13 protein-coding genes are annotated in these 20,290 nt (G+C 68.3%); 6 read left to right on the forward strand and 7 right to left on the reverse strand.

All coding sequences use genetic code 11. The features are described 5' to 3' along the window. Positions 1 to 11: 11 nt before the first annotated feature. Complete coding sequence (locus NWF22_RS23260) at positions 12 to 1,994, reverse strand: HNH endonuclease signature motif containing protein (protein WP_160904283.1); 1,983 nt, start codon at positions 1,992 to 1,994, stop codon at positions 12 to 14. Between the two features lie 763 nt (positions 1,995 to 2,757). On the opposite strand from NWF22_RS23260, the gene NWF22_RS23265 reads away from it, so the two are divergent. Next, complete coding sequence (locus tag NWF22_RS23265; RefSeq protein ID WP_160904282.1) at positions 2,758 to 3,585, forward strand: crotonase/enoyl-CoA hydratase family protein; 828 nt, start codon at positions 2,758 to 2,760, stop codon at positions 3,583 to 3,585. A gap of 19 nt (positions 3,586 to 3,604) precedes the next feature. On the opposite strand, the gene NWF22_RS23270 is transcribed toward NWF22_RS23265, so the two are convergent. Next, positions 3,605 to 4,084, reverse strand: a complete 480-nt coding sequence (locus tag NWF22_RS23270; RefSeq protein WP_160904281.1) for a nitroreductase family deazaflavin-dependent oxidoreductase — start codon at positions 4,082 to 4,084, stop codon at positions 3,605 to 3,607. A 131-nt stretch (positions 4,085 to 4,215) separates the two neighbouring features. Between NWF22_RS23270 and NWF22_RS23275 the strand changes: the two genes are divergently transcribed. After that, the gene (locus tag NWF22_RS23275; protein WP_160904280.1) at positions 4,216 to 4,656 is read left to right on the forward strand and encodes a hypothetical protein; all 441 of its coding nucleotides are present in this window, start codon (positions 4,216 to 4,218) and stop codon (positions 4,654 to 4,656) included. 100 nt (positions 4,657 to 4,756) lie between these two features. Further along, complete coding sequence (locus NWF22_RS23280) at positions 4,757 to 5,662, forward strand: N-acetylglucosamine kinase (RefSeq protein WP_160904279.1); 906 nt, start codon at positions 4,757 to 4,759, stop codon at positions 5,660 to 5,662. A gap of 29 nt (positions 5,663 to 5,691) precedes the next feature. On the opposite strand, the gene htpG is transcribed toward NWF22_RS23280, so the two are convergent. Then, positions 5,692 to 7,662, reverse strand: a complete 1,971-nt coding sequence (gene htpG, locus NWF22_RS23285; protein ID WP_160904278.1) for a molecular chaperone HtpG — start codon at positions 7,660 to 7,662, stop codon at positions 5,692 to 5,694. A gap of 152 nt (positions 7,663 to 7,814) precedes the next feature. Here htpG and NWF22_RS23290 point away from each other — a divergent pair, with 152 nt between their 5' ends. After that, a complete protein-coding gene (locus tag NWF22_RS23290; protein ID WP_160904277.1) occupies positions 7,815 to 8,570 on the forward strand; it encodes a PIG-L family deacetylase in 756 nt (251 codons plus the stop codon). A 27-nt stretch (positions 8,571 to 8,597) separates the two neighbouring features. Here the strand turns inward: NWF22_RS23290 and recD are convergent, their stop codons facing one another. From recD to NWF22_RS23310, 4 genes are all read right to left on the reverse strand, one after another. Next, on the reverse strand, positions 8,598 to 10,472 hold the full coding sequence (gene recD / locus NWF22_RS23295; RefSeq protein ID WP_373692029.1) for an exodeoxyribonuclease V subunit alpha: 1,875 nt from the start codon (positions 10,470 to 10,472) through the stop codon (positions 8,598 to 8,600). A gap of 47 nt (positions 10,473 to 10,519) precedes the next feature. Then, entirely contained in the window at positions 10,520 to 13,894 is a 3,375-nt protein-coding gene (locus NWF22_RS23300; RefSeq protein ID WP_160904339.1) for a UvrD-helicase domain-containing protein, read from the reverse strand. Positions 13,895 to 13,925: 31 nt separating this feature from the next. Beyond that, the gene (recC, locus tag NWF22_RS23305) at positions 13,926 to 17,330 is read right to left on the reverse strand and encodes an exodeoxyribonuclease V subunit gamma (protein ID WP_160904275.1); all 3,405 of its coding nucleotides are present in this window, start codon (positions 17,328 to 17,330) and stop codon (positions 13,926 to 13,928) included. A 61-nt stretch (positions 17,331 to 17,391) separates the two neighbouring features. After that, complete coding sequence (locus tag NWF22_RS23310; RefSeq protein ID WP_258321258.1) at positions 17,392 to 17,820, reverse strand: acyl-CoA thioesterase; 429 nt, start codon at positions 17,818 to 17,820, stop codon at positions 17,392 to 17,394. A gap of 156 nt (positions 17,821 to 17,976) precedes the next feature. Here NWF22_RS23310 and NWF22_RS23315 point away from each other — a divergent pair, with 156 nt between their 5' ends. Beyond that, positions 17,977 to 18,615 carry a GNAT family N-acetyltransferase gene (locus NWF22_RS23315; RefSeq protein WP_160904273.1) on the forward strand — a complete coding sequence of 213 codons (639 nt, stop codon included), beginning with the start codon at positions 17,977 to 17,979 and terminating at the stop codon, positions 18,613 to 18,615. A 140-nt stretch (positions 18,616 to 18,755) separates the two neighbouring features. Next, the gene (locus NWF22_RS23320; protein ID WP_160904272.1) at positions 18,756 to 20,279 is read left to right on the forward strand and encodes an NAD(P)/FAD-dependent oxidoreductase; all 1,524 of its coding nucleotides are present in this window, start codon (positions 18,756 to 18,758) and stop codon (positions 20,277 to 20,279) included. Positions 20,280 to 20,290: the final 11 nt, after the last annotated feature.

Consider the following 20,290-nt stretch of genomic DNA (forward strand, 5'->3'; position numbering starts at 1 on the left):
CGACGGCGTCATCACCTCGGATAGGTGATGATGACCTGGCCGGTGCGGGCGTTGCGCCAGGTGATGGTGCGGTCGGTGTGCATGGTGGGGATCCACGGGCCGTCGTGTTTGCGGTCGTGGTCGGGTCGGCATAGGGGTGCGAGGTTGAAGGCCACGGTCCAGCCGCCGGCCAGCGGGTCGGCGTGGAGGAATTTGTGCAGGTGGTCGAGTTCGCACTCCTCGGACGGTCGGCCGCAGTAGGGGTAGCGGCAGCGTCGGTCGAGTTGGATGATCTCGGCACGCAGTGCTGCTGAGGGTGCGTAGGTCAGTGCCCCGGGCGGTGGGGTGGCGAAACCGCCGTGCCCAGTCGGGTCGATGGGTGGTGCCGGTGTCCGGTTGCCGAAGATGATCAGGCCGCTGGCGGTGCGGGTTTCACTCGGTGGGGCGGTGATGGTGGTGGCGTGGAGTGCCAGACGTGCGGCGTGGGCAGGATCGATCGCCCCGTAACCCATCAGCCGGGTCGGGTCCAGGCCGGTCGGGTCGCGCAGCAGCGTCAGGCCGGGGACGACGAGGCCGGAGTCGGTGTCGGAGTCCGGGTCGGTGTCGGCGGGGTCGTCGTCAGAGTCATCGGCTACCGCGGCGTCTGCTGTGTCCTCGGCGTGTTCGGCGTCCGTGGCGAGTTCGGCTGCTGGTGCCGCGGTGTTGTCGGTGTCCGCGTCGTCGGTGCTGTTCGCGTCGGGGTCGTGGGTCGGCTCCGTATCGGCCCCGTCGGTGTCGTGCTCGGCGCGAGGTGCGGTGATGAAGTCTCGTCGGGATTCCGCGGTGGGCCCGATGTCCGAGTCGATGTCACGGTCATCGTCGAGGTCGGCGAGGGTGATCGGCTGTTCTTCGGCCGCGTCAGGCCCACCCACTGCGGGTTCGTCGGCGGTGTCGACGGGTGTGTTGGCGTCGCCGGCCGTGCTGGTGTCGACCGACGAGTCGCGGTCTCTGCCGGTGACCGACGAGTCGCGGACACTGCTGCCACCCGCACTCGGGGTGGTGGCGGGCGTCGGGTTGCTGGTGCGGGTCTGTGTGGCCGGGCAGGTGTCGTCGCCGCAGTGGCAGCGCAGTGTCGCGCCGGGAGCCTTGATGATCTCGGCGAACGCCGCCACACGTTGAGCTTTGATACTGCGCCCGTCACGGCGGCACACCCGCCGGCCGATGAGCGCGCTGATCCGGTCGCGTAGGTGCACACCGTGTTCGGCGGGGATGCAGGCGTCGACGGTCATGTGCCCGAACGCTTCGCTACCGATCTTCACATCGCCGAACAGGTCGGCGATGTCGTCGTGGGCCTCGACGGCCCGGTCGGGGTCGAGGGTGATGATGATGGCGTCGAGATCGGCTTGCAGCACGGTGTCGGTGGTCGGGCGGCTGGCCAGATCGAGCACCACATCATCGAAATCCCACGGCTCATCGCCGTCAGGGTCGGTCTCGACCGCACCATCACCGGCATCACCGGCGTCATCGGTGTCGGCATTGTCGGTGTCGTCGTCGAAGTCGAGGGTGAGGTCCTCGTCATCGGTGTCGTCGGTGGTGTCGGCGTTGTCGGCGAGTTCGGCCAGCCGTGCCCGCAGGTCGCCGGTGGGGCCGGTGGCGGCGCCGCGGATGGCCACACCCAGGCGGTGGGGGCTCAGGTCACCGGCACGGAAGGCGTCACGGATCTTGGGGTGGTCGTCGAGGAGTTCATCGAGGTGGACCCATTCGCCGGCTTTGGTTCGGGCCAGGCCCAGTTGCAGCGAGATTTCGCCTATGGCGGCTTTGTCGGCGGCGTTGCGGATTCGATTCGGGACGTAGTCGTTGTATCCGGTGAGGCGCTCGTTGTAGGTGGATTGACCGATCCGACGGGCGATCTGCATGGCAACAGCTTGGGCTTGATTACTCAGCCGGAGGGCGTCGCGACCGTACTGGGCCAACTCGTCGAGGCTGCTGCTGGCCAGCAGGGCGTCGTCGGCGGCACGATCGGTGAAGGTGAACACGACACGCTCCTTTCCGACGACGACAGCGAGATCGGGATCGGTTGGTGGGGAATCGAACTGCTACCAGAGTATCGGGCGGGTCCGACAGTTTCGGTGGGCTGCGGGTGGGGTGTGGATTGATTGGTCGTTGAGCTGTTGGGTTCAGGATATCGGTGAGGTGTGACAATTCCGTTCGGGGTGACATTGACTGCGGGGCAAAGCTTGTGGCGGCTCTGTCTCGGGTGGTGGTGGTCTCGATACGCCCTCGGCTAGCGCCTCGGCCTACTCGACCACCAGGAGGCTGGCGCCTCGGCCTGATCGAACGCCAGGGGGTGTCGTCGCGGGTTTGGTTGGTGGGGAATCGAACTGCTGTCAGAGTATCGGCTGGGTCCGACAACTTTGATGGGCTGCGGGTGGGGTGTGGATGAGTTGTTCGTTCGGTGGTGGGTCCAGGATATCGGCGGGGTGTGACAGTCTCGTTCAGGATGACATTGCCTGCGGGACAATGCTCGTGGTGAGTCCGTCTCGGGTGGTGGTGGTCTCGATACGACCTCGGCTAGCGCCTCGGACTACTCGACCACCAGAAGGCTGGCGCCGGCCTACTCGACCACCAGGAGGCTCGGCGGCGGGGAGTCGAACTGATGCCTGGTGGTCCGCGAGACAGAGCTTGAGGCCGACCTATCGGGGTGGCGGTGGTCTCGATATGACCACGACCACGCGGCCTGTCCCGCTTCAGCCGCAACACCCCACGTCGCCGCAGGTCCGGAGCGGTAGCCTACTCAGCATGAGCGATCAACAGTGGAAAGCTTTCGAGGTATCGGTCTCCGACTACATCGCCGAAGTCGTCCTCACCGGCCCGGGTAAGGGCAACGCCATGGGGCCGGACTTCTGGCGCGAGTTGCCGGAGATTTTCGCCCAGCTCGACCGCGACGACGACGTCCGGGCGGTGGTACTCGCCGGTTCGGGCGCACACTTCTCCTACGGGCTCGATCTCGCGGCGATGGGTGGCGACCTCGGTCCGGTACTCGCCGAGGGCGCGAAAGCCCGGCCGCGCACCGAGTTCCACGACAACCTCCGGCGCCTGCAGGCCGCTATCAGCGCAGTGGCCGACTGCCGCAAGCCGGTGATCGCGGCCGTCGCGGGCTGGTGCATCGGCGGAGGCGTCGACCTGATCAGCGCCGTCGACATCCGCTATGCGAGCGCCGACGCCAAGTTCAGCGTCCGTGAGGTCCGCGTCGCGATGGTCGCCGACGTGGGCAGTTTCGCCCGGCTGCCCGCGATCATCGGCGACGGTCACCTGCGTGAACTCGCGCTGACCGGGAAGGACATCGACGCCGAGCACGCGGTACGTATCGGCCTGGTGAACGAAGTGTTGCCGGACCGCGATGCCGCGCTCGACGCCGCCCGCGCGACAGCAGCCGAGATCGCCACCAACCCGCCGCTCGTCGTCAACGGCATCAAGGCCGTCCTCGACCACAGCCGCCGTGCGAGCGTCGACGACAGCCTGCGCTACGTGGCTGCCTGGAACTCGGCCTTCCTGCCCAGCGAGGACCTGACCGAGGCGGTCACAGCCGTTTTCGAGAAACGACGTCCCGACTTCCGCGGCGCCTGACGACCGTGGCTGGGGTCGGTCAGTTCGATTCGACCGGCTCCAGCCGGAATACCGGGATCTGCCGATCCGTGCGCTTCACATAGAGGTCGAAGTTGGGCCACACGTCCACCAACGTGCGCCACGCGCGCTCTCGTTTGTCACCCTCGAGTTCGCGTGGATGCATCGTGGTGCGGGTGCCGTGATGCTCCACCTCCACGGTCTCGGCCGCACGGACGTTGAACACCCACTGCGGCATGTCGGGACCACCGAAGTAGGACCCCGCAATCAGCCACCCACCCTTCTCCTCGGGCACCGCGAGCAGGCGGGTGGACCGGACAACCCCGCTCTTACGACCCGCCGCGAGCAGCGTGATGTTGGGCAACCCGGCCACGTCGAGCAAGGTCACCCGCTGCCCCGTCACCTTCTGCAGCGCGCTGTCCGCCACCACGATCTGCGGTAGATAGCGCGGCAGCCAGCTGATCGAACCGATCTTCACCGCCAACGGCGTGAGCACACCCATGGCCCCAGTCTGCCAGCTGGGGTCGAGCATGATCGGTCAGCCGGCCAGCCACGTCAACGACCTCTTCCACAGGCTCACGATCCTGTGGATCGCCGATCTGTCAGGCACCGACAAGCCGCGATGATCGGGACATGACAACAGATGACAGCACCATCCCCGCCATCGAGACCGCACATGATCCGATCCTGTGCCCCGACGACCTGCGGCAGCGTTGGCGCGCGCTGATGGGGCCACTCGGGTTCGGCAGCGCCCGCCTCTGGTTCGCCTTCGTCGGCTCCGACCACCGTCTGGTGAAGGTCCTCGACTGGCTGCCGCTGCCCGCGGAACCCGATCCCGCAGACGCCGATCCGTTGCTGTCCACACTCGGCGTCGTGGTCGCGGAACTCGGGGCGGATTCGGTCGCGTTGCTCATCTCACGTCCCGGTCGCGACGGCGTCTCCGATGACGACCTCGCGTGGGCACGACTGCTGGTCGAAGCCGCTCGCCGCCATGGTGTGCCGCTCCAACCGGTTCATCGCGCCAATGACGTCGAACTCGTCGCGTTGACCAATGCAAACGAGGCCGCCGCCTGATCCACGACACCGACACCCGGTCGCATCGCGCGGTAGTACGTTGAGGCCCGGAGGATCGGGGTCGTTGCAGACAGGAGGCACGGTGGACGCTCGGCAGCGCATGGCTATCGACGGCGGCCAGACGGGCACCCGCATCCGGCTGATCGGCCAGAGCGGGAGCAGCGAGCACACCGCCGGACCGATCCACACCGATCGACCGGTCGTTCCACAGATCGCCGCGGTGGCCCGCGATGTCATCACCGCGAGCGGAGCCGATGTCGTCGCTCTGGCCGCCGGGGTGTCGGGTCTGACTCCGCAGGCGACCCGCCCCGACGAGTTGCTGGCCGCGGTGAACGAGGCCGGACCGCGTACGGTGGCGCTCGCTCACGACTCCGTGTCGGCCTACCTCGCCGCGAACCGATTCGAGAACGGCGCGGTGATCGCCGCGGGGACCGGCGTGGTCACCCTCGGCGTCGGCGTCCGGGGAGTGGCCCGCGTCGACGGCTGGGGGCACCTGGTCGGCGACGCGGGTAGCGGTTATTGGATCGGGCGCGCAGGACTCGATGCCGCGCTGCGCTCCTACGACGGGCGCGGCACACCGACCGCACTCGAGGAGGCGGCGACCACCGAGTTCGGCCCGCTGCCCGAGCTGTACATGGTGCTCCAGGCCCACCCGGATCGGGTCGCCCACATCGCGGGATTCGCCCGAGCGGTGTCCGTCGCCGCCCATGCGGACGACACCGTCGCCGTCGAGATCCTGCAGTGGGCCGCGGCCGAACTCGCCGACTCGGTGCGCGCGGCACTACGGCGCAGCGGACATCGACCCGCAGTCCCCGTACGGGTGAGCTGGATGGGCAACGTCTTGGCGAACAATGCGCTGATCCGATCGCGATTCATCGAGCTCCTCGAGGAATCCACCCCGGACGTCACCGTCGCCGCCCCATACGGCGACACCCTCGACGGTGTCGCCCTGCTGTTGGACCCACCAGACCAGCACCCCCTCGCCACGCATATCCATCGCGCGTGACGGGAGGGGCGCGGTCTTCTTCCCGCGGTTCAGCTCTCGGTCTGCAGCGACTCGGTCAGGTTGCCTGCCAACAGCTTCGCGAACTCGGCGGGATCGCCCAACTCGCCACCCTCGGCGATGACGGCCATGCCGTAGAGCAGCTTCGCCGTCGGCACGAGCGCGCTGTGGTCCGCGGAGCCGGCAAACGCCTTGTTGAGCCCGGTGATCAGCGGATGATCGGCGTTGACCTCCAGCGCCCGCTTGCTCTTGGGTAGTTCCTGACCGGATGCGCGATACAGCTTCTCCAGCTGGGGCGACATCGAGAAGGTGTCCCCCACCAGGCAGGCGGCCGAGTCGGTGAGCCGAGACGACAGCCGCGCCTCGTTCACGTCGTCGGACAAGGTCTCGGCCAACCAGCCGAGTAGAGCCGAGAACTCTTCGGTCTTCTTCTCCTTGTCCGCCTTGTCCTCGTCGGACTCGGTGTCGTCGAGACTGTCGAGATCCACCGCGCCCTTGGCGATCGAGGTGAACGACTTCCCGTCGAATTCCACACCGCTGGAGACCCACATCTCATCGACCGGGTCGGTCAGCAGCAGCACCTCGACACCCTTCGCGCGGAAGGCCTCGATATGCGGCGAGTTCTCGATCTGCTGACGGCTCTCGCCGGTCATGTAGTAGATCGTGTCCTGACCACTGCGCATCCGGCCGACGTAGTCGGCCAGGGTGGTGAGCCCGTCGGTGGAGTCGGTGGAGGCGAACGACGAGGCCTTGAGGATGGCGTCGCGGTTGTCGTAGTCGTTGACCAGGCCCTCCTTCCAGACCCGGCCGAAATTGTCCCAGAACGTCCGGTAGTCGTCCGGCCGAGAATCGCGGAGGTCACCGACGGTGGCAATGACCCGCTTGGTGAGTCGGCGGCGGATGGCCCGGATCTGCCGATCCTGCTGCAGGATCTCGCGCGACACATTCAGCGAGAGGTCTGCGGCGTCGACCACACCCTTGACGAACCGCAGATACTCCGGCATGAGCTCTTCGCAGTCGTCCATGATGAACACGCGTTTGACGTAGAGGTGGATGCCCGACGACCGCTCGCGCATGAACAGGTCGAAGGGTGCCTGGGTCGGAATGAACAGCAGCGCCTGATATTCGAAGGTGCCCTCGGCCTTGACCGTGATGACCTCGAGCGGCTCGTCCCAGGCGTGGCTGACGTGCCGGTAGAACTCGTGGTACTCGTCCTGGGTGACCTCGTCGGCCGATTTGGCCCACAACGCCTTCTGCGAGTTGATGGTCTCGGTGACGACCTCGGTCTTGGGTTCATCGGTCGACTCGCCGGAATCGGCATCCGATTCGTCCGCCGCGACCGGCTTCTCCACGTCCATTCGGATGGGCCAGGCGATGAAGTCCGAATAGCGCTTCACCAGCGCCCGCAGCTTGGCCGCGTCGGTGTAGTCGTACAGGTGATCCTCGGTGTCGACGGGCTTGAGCGCCAGCGTCACCGAGGTGCCCTGCGGCGCGTCGGTGACGTCGTCGATGGTGTAGGTGCCATCACCGGTCGATTCCCAGCGGGTGCCCGTCGCCTCGCCGGCGCGGCGGGTCACCAGGGTCACCCGATCGGCGACCATGAACGTCGAATAGAAACCGATGCCGAATTGACCGATCAGTTCCTCACTCGCCGCCGCGTCCTTCACCTCGGCCAATTTGCGGCGCAACTCCGCGGTGCCCGACCGGGCGAGGGTGCCGATCAAATCGATCACGTCGTCGCGGGACATGCCGATGCCGTTGTCGCGGACGACCAGTGTGCGATTGTCGGCATCCGCTTCGAGCTGGATGTGCAGGTCGCTCGCGTCGACGTCGAGCCCCTTGTCCTGCAGCGACTCCAGCCGCAGCTTGTCCAGCGCGTCCGAGGAGTTGGAGATCAACTCCCGCAGGAAGCTGTCCTTGTTCGAGTACACCGAGTGGACCATGAGATCCAGCAGTTGCCGGGTCTCGGCCTGGAACTCACGAACCTCTGTCTGACCAGTCATGATCGACCTCCGCTCAAGCGTCACTGACGAAGGCGCAGTTTACCGACCACCGGATTGGCTAATCTGAGGTGGGTCGATCGCTGCGCGGCGCAGATGCATGCACCGTGGTTTTGGCGGCCGACGCCCCGCCACCCCATCGAAAGATCAGGTGAATGCCAGCCCCTCGTCTGCTGTTCGTGCATGCGCACCCCGACGACGAAGCCTTGTGGACGGGTGGCCTCATCGCTCGCCACACGGCACGTGGCGGCGACGCCGACCTGATCATGTGCACCTGGGCGGAGGGCACCGCCCGTCATCGGGAACTGATCGAGTCCGCGCGCCAACTGGGGATGCCCAGACCGCCGATCATGCTCGGCTACGCCGACGATCGGATACCCGATTCATCGCCCGGCGCGCCGCGATTCTGCGCCGCCCCCTTCGATCCGGTGGTGCGCACGATGGTCGAGCACCTGCGACGGCTCCGACCCGATGCGATCGTCACCTACGACGCCATGGGCATCTATGGGCACCCCGATCACATCCACGCCCACCGGTTGGCGTCGGTGGCCGCCGATGCCGCAGCCAGCCCGCGCCTGTATCGTTCGGCCGGCGACGCCTGGCAGACCCGATCCATCTACTTCGTGACGATCGCCGACTGGATGGTCGACGACGTGCGCGACGACCTGTTCGCCTCGGTGCGCCGCGACCATCTGCCCGGTACGCCACCCGACGGCATCGATCTCACCCTGGACGTCGGCCGGTGGGGTGCACAGAAGGCGGCGGCCATTGCGGCGCATCGCACCGAGGTCCGCCGCAGCCGCACGATCCAGGGCTTGATGGCGCTGCCTCCGGAGCGCCGTAGCAGGCTGCTCGCCTCGGAGAACTTCATCCGCCGCGACCTCGTCGCAGGCGGAATAGACATCTGCTGACACCCGGGCGTCGGGTTCTCGGGATCGTCAGAGTTGGTCGCGTTCGGTGACCGTGACCGGCGACCGCAGCCCGCTGGCGCGCTGTACCCGGCGGCGTACGGCGGCGGCGAGCACCTCGGTGGAACCGACGATCCGGACATGTCGCCGCGCCCGGGTGACCGCGGTGTAGAGCAGTTCACGGGTCAACAACTCCGAGCCCTCCGGCGGCAACACAACGGTCACCCCGTCGAACTGACTGCCCTGGCTGCGGTGGATGGTCATCGCATACAACGGCACCACATCCGCCAGTCGCGTCGGATGCAGGCGCCGGATCTCGGAGCCCCGCCGAAACACGACCTCCAGGGTGTCGCCGGAACGGATCACCACCCCACTGTCCCCGTTGAACGTGGCAGTCTGCCGGTTGTTGGCGGTCACCAGCAGCGGTTCGCCGGGGTGCGGGATCGCCGACGTCGCCGTCCCCGCCCCCGGGGACCTACCCTGCCACGTGCCCGCCTCGCCACCGGCCAGCCACTCCACCACCCGGCGCGACCACCCCTGCACACCCCAGCTGCCGTCGCGGTGCGCGCACAACACGCGGTGTGCATCGAGCGCATCGAGCGCGCCGGCGGCATCACCCTGCTCCCCCGCGCGCGACATCGCCGCGCCCCAGGCCTCCACGTCGTCGCGCACACCGTCCAACTCGTCCGGTGGCACCAGGCTCACCTCGGACAACTCCGGGTCGGCGACCAGCGCCACCACCGCGTCGGCGTCGCCGCGGTTGATCGCGGCGGCGACCTGCGCGATACCCCCACCGAACCGGTGACCACGCTGCAAGGTCACCACCCCGCGCTCGACCCGGTCGCGGTCGTCGAGACCGGCGAAGACGTGCACGTCCACCGCTCCCGGCGGCACCGCGACCGGCGTGGCGGACGCCTCCCGATCGACGAGGTCGGCCAGCACCGCGCCGGCCTCCACCGAAGCGAGTTGATGCGGGTCACCCACCAGGATCACCCTGGTGTCCGGGCGTACCGCGGCCAGCAGCTTGCTCATCGCCGTCATCGACAACATCGACGTTTCGTCCACCACCACGACGTCGTAGGGCAGCTTGTTGCCGCGTCCGTACCGCGGGGTCGATCCGGGCCGCCATCCGAGCAGGGAGTGCACGGTCACCGCGCGCACCGACGGTGGCGCCGCATCGTCGGCGGACACCGCAGCCTGCAGCTGCGCCGCCGCCCGGCCGGTCGGGGCGCACAGGCCGATCCGCATGCTCCCACCGGACAGCCGGTCGAGCACCGAGAGGATCCGCGCGACGGTGTAGGTCTTGCCGGTACCCGGTCCGCCGGCGACCACCAGCGTCCAGCTCACCGCGGCCATTTGCGCGGCCAGTCGCTGTAGATCCACCGAGCCCGGTGCGGCCGGACCGAACACCTCCTCGACGGCTGCGGCAACCGCTCCCGCGTCGACGTCCGGACGCGTCAACTCCCGCGCGTCCAGCGCCTCGCGGATGAGCTGCTCCTGACGAAAGTACTTGCGCAGGTACAGCAGCGGTCCATCGGCCGAGGAGGCCAGGACGAGCGGACGCAGCGGTCCGGTGTCGGCGCCGCGCACCAACGGGCTCCCACTCAGCGCGCGCACCAGGTCGTCGGGAGCCGGCAGGGCGGGCGGCGTCACGTCGGGGAACGGACCGACGATCTCCGCAACCCGCGACACGGCGAGGCAGGTGGAGCCGAACCGCACCGCCCGGACGGCGAGGGCGGCACCGATCTGCGCCACCTCATCCACCGGTTCACCGCACAGACGCGCCAGTCGCCGGGTGATGTGCAGGTCGGCGGCGTCGAGCACACCGGAACTGCACAGCGTGGCGAGCACGCCCTCGGCGCCGGCGAACGACCGCGCGTCGTACCGCGTTCGTGCCGCGAGCACGTCGTCTCCTCGACCGGCGGTCTCGGCTGCGCCCACCTGTCCCCCGCTCACCGGTCTCCCTCCGCCAGCAGATCGGACAGATCCTCCACCATCGCGGCGGGCACCGCCCATTCGAACACTCCGCAACCGGGCGGCGTCTGTGGTCCCACCATGCCGCGGACGAAGTGGTACTGCACCGGGCCGAGATGGTCGGCGGCGCGGTATCCGGGTAGCCGCCAACGTAGGTACCTGTGCAGCGCAACTGAATACAGCAGTGCCTGCAGCGGATAGTTGGCTGCGGCCATCTCGGCTGCCATCGATACGCGATCGAAGTCCTCGGCACTGAGATCGCCGGGCCGGAGACGATTGGTCTTGTAGTCGACGATCACGAACCGTCCGTCGGGCGTGCGCAGCACCGAATCGATACTGCCGGTGAGGTAACCGCGTAACCGTTGGGGCGGCATCTCGCGCAGTTGTGCGCTGTAGCCGGCGAGCGGGTCGTCGGCGGACAGGTGCCGGTCCATCAGGTCGGCGATGGCGGCCGTGGTCACCGCCGGGCCCGTCACCGCAGAGCGCACCGCCGCCGAGTCCGTCGCCACACTGTCGGCCAGCGGGAACTCGAACTCCATCTCCGCCAGGCGGTCCCGCGGGCCCACCGACCACAGGTCACCGAACCCGAGCGGGGTGGTCAGCACACCGACCAGCGCAGCGGTGAGGCGCTCGACGTCGACGTCGAGCATCCGTTGTTGCACCGACCGACCGCACAACTCGGCGACATGTGCGGTCATATCCGGCATGTCGGTGTCGACATACTCGAGTACCTCATGCACCAGGGTGCCGAAGGCCGCACCGAACGGCATGCCGTTCATCAGCGATGCGACACCGGCCGGCTGCGGAGCGGCCGGTGCCGGCGCGTCACCCGGTTCGGCGGGTTCGTCGGCGATCAGGTCCGCGTCGGACTCACTCCCGGATTCCAGCACGGCATGGCCGTGCCCGGCGGCCGCGACAATCGCCGAATACGAGGTGCGCCGCCAACTCTGATCGATGCTCCGGTCGAATCGGGCGGCCGACAGAGCGGTCGGCGCACGTGTCGCGACGGGCGAATCGACCCGGCTGTCGCCGTCGCGGCCGGCTACCTCCACGCTGATGACGCCGTCGGTGCGATAGCCCATCAGCACCCGCCCGCAGGTGTCGTCGTCGGGGACGTCGAAGGTCTCGGGCACCACCGGCGATCCAGGGGTCCGACCGAACAGCAGACGATGCACTGCGGAGTTGCGGGTGTGGTAGGCCGGTCCCCACCAGATCACCACCTGCGACTGGGCTCGGGTCAGCGCGACGTAGAGCAGCCGCAACTCCTCCCCGGCCGCCTCGCTCTCGTGGCGCTGCCACCGCTGCCGCCGGCCCGGCGCGTCGGTCCCGCCGACATCCAGCACCCGGTCGGCCTGGGCATCGTGGAAGGTGAAGGTGGCCCGGTTGGAGTTGCGCGCGCCATCCCAGGCGAACGGCACGTAGACGATCGGGAACTGCAACCCCTTGCTGCGGTGCACGGTCATGATCTGCACCGCCTGCGTGTCGCGGTCGAGTCGCCGCGTCTGATCCTGATGCCGTTGCCACCGGGTCGGGTCGGCGATGCGGTCGGCGAGCCATTCGACCAGCCCGCTCAGCCCGCAGTCGCTGTGCATGACCTCGATGTTGCACAGCGAGGCCACCTGGATGAGATCGGTCAGATCGCGTTCGCCGTCCGGCCCGGCGAGGACCCGCTCGGCCACCTGCATGCGACCCATCAACCGCTGCGCCATCGCCGCGAAGCCGCCCTCGGCGAAGACGTGTCCGAGGTGCTGCAGGGTGGTCGCCAGTTCGGTGGTGTCGGTGCCGTCGTCGGCGGCCAACCGGTCGACGTCCCAGCCGATCAGCGGTCCGAGCGCGGCCGAGCGCACCAGATCGGTGCGCGCCGGCTGTTCGACCGCGCGGATGACCGCCAGCCACTGCCGGGCCGCCGCGGTGTGGAACACGCTGGTGCCCGAGCCGATCACCGCCGCGACGCCATGGGCCTGCAGATGCTCCTGCAATGGTGCGATGGTCTTGTTCAGTGTCACCAGGATGGCGATGTCCCCGGGTTCCACCGAGCGTGTCGTGCCGTCCACCTCGATCGTCGTCTGCGACGCCAGCAGGCCGGCGATGTCGGCCGCGACGTCGGCGATGACCTTGGCGCGGACCGCCCCGACTGCCGGGAAACCGCTCCGGTTGACGGTGGTGAACTCCCGACGCGGCAACGCGCGCAACCGAACCGGCGCAATCCCGTGGAGTCGGCTGCCGGCCCGGGCGGCGGTGACATCGTGCACCACGATGTCGGGGTGTCCGAGCTCGGCGCCGCCGTGTAACCGGGCCAGGGCGTCCACCAGCGCACCGTCGGAGCGCCGGTTGACGTCGAGTACACACCGCGAGTCGGCAGACCGGACCGCCTGCAGGTAGCTGAGCACCTCGGCACCACGGAACCCGTAGATCGACTGCTTGGGGTCACCGACCAGCACCAACCTCCGACTGCCGTGGAAGCACCGCCGGACGATCTCCCACTGCTGCGGGTCGGTGTCCTGGAACTCGTCGACGAGCACGGCGTCGAACATCGTTCGAATCCGTTCGCAGGCCGCCGCCCCCACGACCGGATCGGTGACGATCCGGTAGAGGATCATCTGCAGGTCGTCGTAGGTGCGCAGGCGCGAGGTCCGCTTGCGCTCCTCGACGATCTCGCGGATCCGGGCGGCAAAACGTACCCGGCGCGCCGCCACGACCGCATCGGGTGTGTCGGCCCCGCCGAGATCGTCCTGCGACGGTGCGAGCGCGGTGGCGGGCTGCCGGACCGCATCACGGGCGATGTCGGTCGCGTCGCCCAGCGAGAACTCCGGTCGATCGGCACCCGCGTAGCCCCGCAGGTAGAGGTCGAGTGCGGCCTCGTCGACCAGATCGTCGACGTCCTCGACGATCTCGTAGACCATCTCGCGTTCGCCGAGAAAACCGAGCGCATCCAGCATACGGTTGCAGAAGGTGTGGGTGGTCGCGATCGTGGAGGCGTCGAAGTCCGACAGGGCACGCACGAGCCGCTCGCGGCGGATGGTCACCGCACTCGGCTCACCGTCCGCCAGATGCCGCACCAGCGGGTCGTCATGATCGTGACAGTCCGCCGGGACCGACAGCGCCGCAATCAGTTCCACTACGCGTTCGCGCATTCGCTCGCGCAATTCGGCGGTGGCGGCGCGGCTGAAGGTGACCAACAGCAGCTTGTCGATCGGCACCCCCTCCGCGATCAGCCGAGCACCGAGACCGACGATCGCGTAGGTCTTGCCGGTGCCCGCACTCGCCTCTAGCACGGTCGTGCCGGCGGGCAACGGGGCGGTGATGTCGAACGGCACGGGCGCACCGCCGTGCCGGCGATCGATGTCGCTCATGGCGGGTCCGGGCAGGTCAGATCTCGGCATCTCAGGTCATCGTCTCGTGGTCGAGTAACGGCTCCCACACCAGGCGGGCCAGCGCACCGAACAGCGCGCCGTCGGCATCGGTGGGCAATGTCGGCCCCGACCAGTCATCGTCCGGGGGGATCGGCTCTGCGAGCAGCACATCGAAGTCCACCGGCCGGGTGACGTCTCCGCCGAACACCATGCGCAGATAGCGGTCTCGGCCCGCACCGAAATCACCGTCGAACGCGCGGCGCGCGGCCGGCACGGCACGGTCGGCGCGGCCCGAACGGCGATGGTGATCGGCGAAGTCCGCCGCGGGGTCCAGCGGCAGGGGTAACACGCGGCGAAATCCGAGATCGCGCAACCCGATCAATGACACGAGTACGTCGAGCGGATTGTCCGGGACGGCGAGCAAGGACCGCGCCACCCCACCCGAACGGGTTGGTCGCCGCGCGATGACAGCCGCAGCGTGGATGTCGTCTCCGCGGCCCGCGGCCTGTCGGTCGGCCGCGACCGCGAGCAACCGAATCCACGCGGTCAACCGTTGTTTGGCCCGGAGTTTGGAATAAGACGCCGTCACCACGGTGCCGGCATAGACGTCGCCGACCGTCCCGTACAGGCGTCGTCCGTCCGGTAGTGGCACCACAACATCCACCGTCGCGGGCGCACCCATTCGAGCGGACTCGGCCGCCGCGAACACCGACGCCACGTCGGCAGAGATGTCCTGCAGCTCGCGGGTGCCGAACGCGTACGGCGGCAGGGTGCCGCGACGGCGTTCGGCTGCCTGGCAAGCGGTCAGGTCGGTACCGGCGAGCATCCGCGACAGGAATCGATCGCCGATGGCCCAGCGGTCCAGCGGCGCGAGTGCGACGTCGAGTTGATCGGCGTGCGGCAGTTCCTCGTCCGGGATGCGCGCGCCGAGTCGTTGCCGTACGAATCCCTCGATCGGATTGGTCAGGAAGCCGATCAGCGATGCGAGTTCGATGTCGTCGGGGGCGGGTGGGTCCAGCCGGATGTCGGCGATGAGCGGCCGCCGATCCGGCGTCGTACCCGACGCCCGGGCCCCGGCGAGCAAGGCGATGTCATACGAGAACGGTCCGGCAACCCCCGGGATCGCGCCGGGCGTGAAATTGTCGGCGTCGAACGCGTGCAGGGTGTGGCGGCGAACGCAACCGTCGGGCACCCCGGTGATGGCCGACACCGCATCGACGAGTTCGCTGACCACCACCGCCGGCGGAATACGTTGTCCCGACACCGGGTCGGCGCCGCTGTAGAACACCAGCACATGTTCCTCGGCCGCACAGATCGCATCGAGGAACAACTGACGGTCTTCGTCCCTCGGGTTACGCTCCCCCAGCAACGGCGCCCGTGCGAGAACGTCGTCACCGTCGTGGCGCAACGCACGAGGGAAGGCATCGCCGTCGACTCCGAGGAGCACGATCACCCGATGCGGTACCGAACGCATGGGGACCATCGAGCACACGGTCAGCTCCCCGGTGCGGAAGTTGGCACGGGTGGGTGCAGCCGACACCAGCCCGGCGATGAGATCGCGGATGTCGCCCAGCCGTAGGTCCACCGGGGGTGCGTCCGATCCCCCGGCGTCGACCGCACCATCGTCGAAGGCGCCGGCGACGGCCCGGAGGGCCTGCGCTCGTTGCCATTCGGAGTCAGCCTCGGTGCGGACGAGCGCATCGACCGCGTCGGTGATCACCTGCGTCCAGGCGTCCGCGGACTGTGTGCCGGTCAGCGCGTTCAGCGTGGTCGACAGTCGATCCACGAACTCGGCGAACCGGCCGGCCAGATCGATCTCGGTGCTTTCGACCCCGCCGAGCGGCAGCGCGGTGTCGAGCCACTCGTTGTCGGTCTCCTCGGCCACCGCCCCGAGCAGAATGCGATCGATGCCGGTCTCGAAGGTGCCCTGCCGGAAGCCGGCGAGACCGAACCGCGCCCGCTGTGCATCGTCGATCGCCCAACGGATGTTGCTGCCCACCAACCATTCCCGAATCACCTCGAGATCGTCGTCGGTGAGGTCGAAGCGCCGGCGCACCGGGTCTCGACCGAGCAGGTCCACGACCGCGCCGGCGGTGACCCGGCCGGCCGCGAGTTCGACGACCGCGGCGATCACGTCCAGCACGCTGTTGGTGTGCCGTAGACCGCGATCGGCCAGGCGCACCCGCAATTCGAATGCCGGATGTCCGAGCCCCGGCTGTCCGAAGGCACCGCGCACCAAGGGGGCGAAGACCTCCACGTCGGGGCACATGATCAACACATCGCGCGGCTGCAAGGTGGGATCGGCGGCAAACAGGTGCAACAACCGGTCGCGCAACACCTCCACCTGACGTTCCGCGCCGTGACATGCATGGACCTCGACCGAGGTGTCCGCGTCACGCAGCGCGGGGGCCGGCATGTCGTCACGTAGACCTGCCTGCAGCGCAGCCAGCACACCATCGTGGTCCGCAGCGCCGGGCAGCGGGTGGTGTACGTCGTGATCGACGATCGGCGCCACCCGCCGCTGCAACTCCTGCACGTCGTGGGACAGCCCGGCGAGCAGCGGATGTGCCAGCGGTGGTGGCGGGTTGTCGGCGCGGCGCCGGCCATCCGCGGTGCCGACGGCAGCGATCGGCGCGAGGATCTGCCACAGCGCCGGACTCGGGTGCGGCACGAACAGGTGCACATCGCGATGGGCCGAGACCGCCACCAGCACCGCGAGCAACGACTCGGTGACCCGGGTCGGCCCGAAGACCGACAGCCGCTCGGGCAGATCGGTCGCGTTCGGATGCTCCCGCAGGGCCGCGCAATGCTCGGCGAGCCTCTCCGCCGGGTGCGGATGACCGATCTCGCGCCGAACCGCGCGCCAGACGTCCGGCTGCCAGGCCAGGTCCGCGGGCACCGGCGCACCAACGCCGTCGGTGTCGGTCCCCGCGGCCCACGCGGCCAGCATCGCCGGCCGCTGCCTGCCGTAGGAGTCGAAGAGGTCGGCGATCTGGCGGGCGGTGGCGTAGCGGCGGCCCCGACGATGGTCCTCGGCGGAGGCATCGGCCCCGACGTGTCTGGCGAGCACGGCGAGTCGGGGGTCGTCGATCAGATCGTCCAGCACCCGTAGCACCGGCCACGTCATCGCCGCGGGCCGCCAGCGCTGCGCCGCCGGAACCCGCGCACCCTCGCCGTCGACGAAACGCTCGGCGCTCTGGAGTATCTGATCGGTCAGGAGTGCCGGCGAGGTGAAGTCCAGATTTGCGGCCACACCGTCGCGCCCCCGCGACGTGCCCAACCGCGTGGCCAGTCGCTGTTGCAGCCAACGTTCCACCCCCGGCGCGGGTACCGAGACGATCTCGGTGGTCATCGGATCCGGCAGCGGGATCGCCAGTAGCTGTGCCAGCGCATCGGCCAGGACGTCGGTGCGTTCGGCCCGATGAAGATGGAACATCTGCTGCCGCCTGTGTGTCGTTGCCTGCGTATGCCCTACTGCCGCGGTTCGGTCTGCGCCGTCACCGTACCGGCAGCCCCGCGTCGGCCACGAGGTGCGACTCGAGGATGGTGCGTACCTCGTCGGGCGGAGGCGTGGGCCGACCGGTGTGCGGCTCCACCGACACCATCGTCGACTCGGCAACGGCACATGTGACGCCGTCGGGATCGATCAACGTCAGCGAGAGGTTGAAGGAGGTGGTGCCGATACGGCTGACGCAGGACCGGACCGTGACCGGCTCCATCGAGTACTCCAGCACCGCGGTGAACACGATCTCCTGCCGTGCCACCAGCATGGAGAAGCCGGCGGGCCGGTGCCGCAGCCAGCGGGCGAACGACCGCACCCGCGCCTCTTCGAAGATGCGCGCGAACTGCACGTTGTTGATGTGATTGTTGATGTCCATGTCGCCCCAGCGCAGCTGAACCGGCACGTCGAGATGTTCGTCGGCCACGTTCGAGAACCCTAGCCGCTGACCCCGACCAGATCGCGCTCGGACGATCACGGTCGTCGCCATCGATTGTTGATCGACACACGGGTGGCAGTGACCGCGTGTCGCGGGACTCGGACCGTAGACTCACCGCAGAGCACTGTCGGCGAGGGGGAGATCGTGATTCTGGAGACCGCGCGGTTACGGCTTCGGCCGGTCACCGGATCCGACGTCGGCGCCCTGGTGGGCCTCGACAGCGACCCCGTCGTGATGCGCTACGTCAGCGGCGGCGTGCCCACCTCGCGCGAGGTCATCGAAGGTTGGGTGCTGCCCCGGGCCGAGGCCGAACGTCGCGCGCACAACACCGGGATGTGGACCGCCGTGGACCGCGATGCCGGTCATTTCCGCGGTTGGTTCGCCCTGCGTACGCCGCGACACAGTCATCGGCCCGAGGTGGAGCTCAGCTATCGGCTGACCCGCGAGGTGTGGGGCCGCGGGCTGGCCACCGAGGGTGCCCACGCCCTGTTGACGCTGTCGTTCCGCGAACTCGGCGCCGAACGGGTCTTCGCCAGCACGATGGCGGCCAACATCGCTTCCCGACGCGTAATGGAGAAAATCGGCATGCGGTTGTCGGCCATCCACCTGTGCGATGAGGACATTCTGTTCGGATCAGGCTCCGGCGAAGTGGAATACGAACTCCTGCACAGTCATTGGGAGACCACGACGATGGCCTGGTTCCAGGGCCGTCCGTTCGCCGGGCAGACGCATCCGCAGGTCACCGCACGGGCACGCCACGCGGTGGGCGACCTGACGGCCTGACGCCCGCCGGCTGTCGATCGGACAGATCGGACGCCGGACAAGTCGTGGAGGTCCTCATCCGGACCTTTTGGCGATCATTGACTACCGTTAGTGGTGCGAGTCAGCAGCCCCACCGCCCACCGACAGGAGATGTTCCTCAGATGAGCAGCCCCACTCCGACCACCACGCGTCCGCACGTCGTCATCGTCGGTTCCGGATTCGGTGGCCTCTTTGCGGCCCAACGACTGGCGAAGGCAGACGTCGACGTAACCCTGATCGCGAAGACGACCCATCACCTGTTCCAGCCGATGCTCTACCAGGTGGCCACCGGCATCATCGCCGAGGGCGAGATCGCGCCGGCCACCCGCGTCATCCTGCGTAAGGAGAAGAACATCACGGTGCTGTTGGGCGACGTCTACGACGTGAACCTCGCCGACAAGACCGTCACGTCGCGGTTACTCGAACGCATCACCGTCACGCCCTATGACAGCCTCATCATCGCGGCCGGCGCCGATCAGTCGTACTTCGGCAATGACCATTTCGCCGAGTACGCACCCGGCATGAAGACCGTCGACCATGCGCTCGAACTTCGTGGACGCATCCTGGGCGCCTTCGAACAGGCCGAGTTGTCCGACGACCCCGAGGAACGGGCGAAGCTGCTCACCTTCGTGGTGGTGGGCGCCGGACCGACCGGTGTCGAACTGGCCGGTCAGATCGCCGAGATGAGCGACAAGACCCTCAAGGGCACCTTCCGCAACATCGATCCGACCGAGGCCCGCGTGATCCTGCTCGACGCCGCACCCGCGGTGCTGCCGCCGTTCGGTGAGAAGCTCGGTCGCAAGGCCGCCGAACGTCTCAAGAAGATGGGCGTGGAGATCCAGCTCAACGCGATGGTCATCGACGTCGACTACGACGGCCTGGTCGTCAAGGAGAAGGACGGCAGCACCCGGCGCATCGAGTCGCAATGCAAGGTGTGGTCTGCCGGCGTGCAGGCCAGTCCGCTCGGACAGCAGCTCGCCGAACAGTCGGGGGTGGAACTCGATCGCGCCGGCCGCGTCAAGGTCCTGCCCGATCTGACGATCCCCGACAACCCGTATGTGTTCGTGGTCGGCGACATGATGGCGGTCGACGGTGTGCCCGGGGTGGCGCAGGGCGCGATCCAGGGCGGCCGGTACGCCGCCGACGCGATCAAGGCGGGTCTGCGCGGGCAGACACAGGAGCAACGCAAGCCGTTCAGCTATTTCGACAAGGGCTCGATGGCGACCATCTCGCGGTTCAGCGCGGTCATGCAGGTGCCGCTGCCCGGAACGAAGAAGAAGTTCGAGACCGAGGGCTACTTCGCGTGGCTCGGCTGGCTGGCATTGCACCTGGTCTATCTGGTGGGTTTCCGCAATCGGCTGAACACGCTCATCAACTGGTTCTTCGCCTTCAGCACTCGGGGCCGCACCCAGCTCGCGGTCACCGAGCAGCAGGTCTACGCCCGGACCGCCCTCGGTGCGCTGTCAGCGCTGGAGGGCAAATCCGACGACGAGGCGGTCGCCGAGGCCACCGAGGCGATTCCCTCCACGAGGGCGCCCGGCGCCGGAAGCGTTCCGTCCTCCACGGCCGAGGCCGGCGACAGTGCCGAGTCGGCGAGCTCTGAGTCGCCGTCCGCCGACTCGGAGGCGCGGGCCGAGGCCGGCTGACCCGACAACGG

The sequence above is a fragment of the Gordonia mangrovi genome (assembly GCF_024734075.1).
Taxonomy (GTDB): Bacteria; Actinomycetota; Actinomycetes; order Mycobacteriales; family Mycobacteriaceae; genus Gordonia; species Gordonia mangrovi.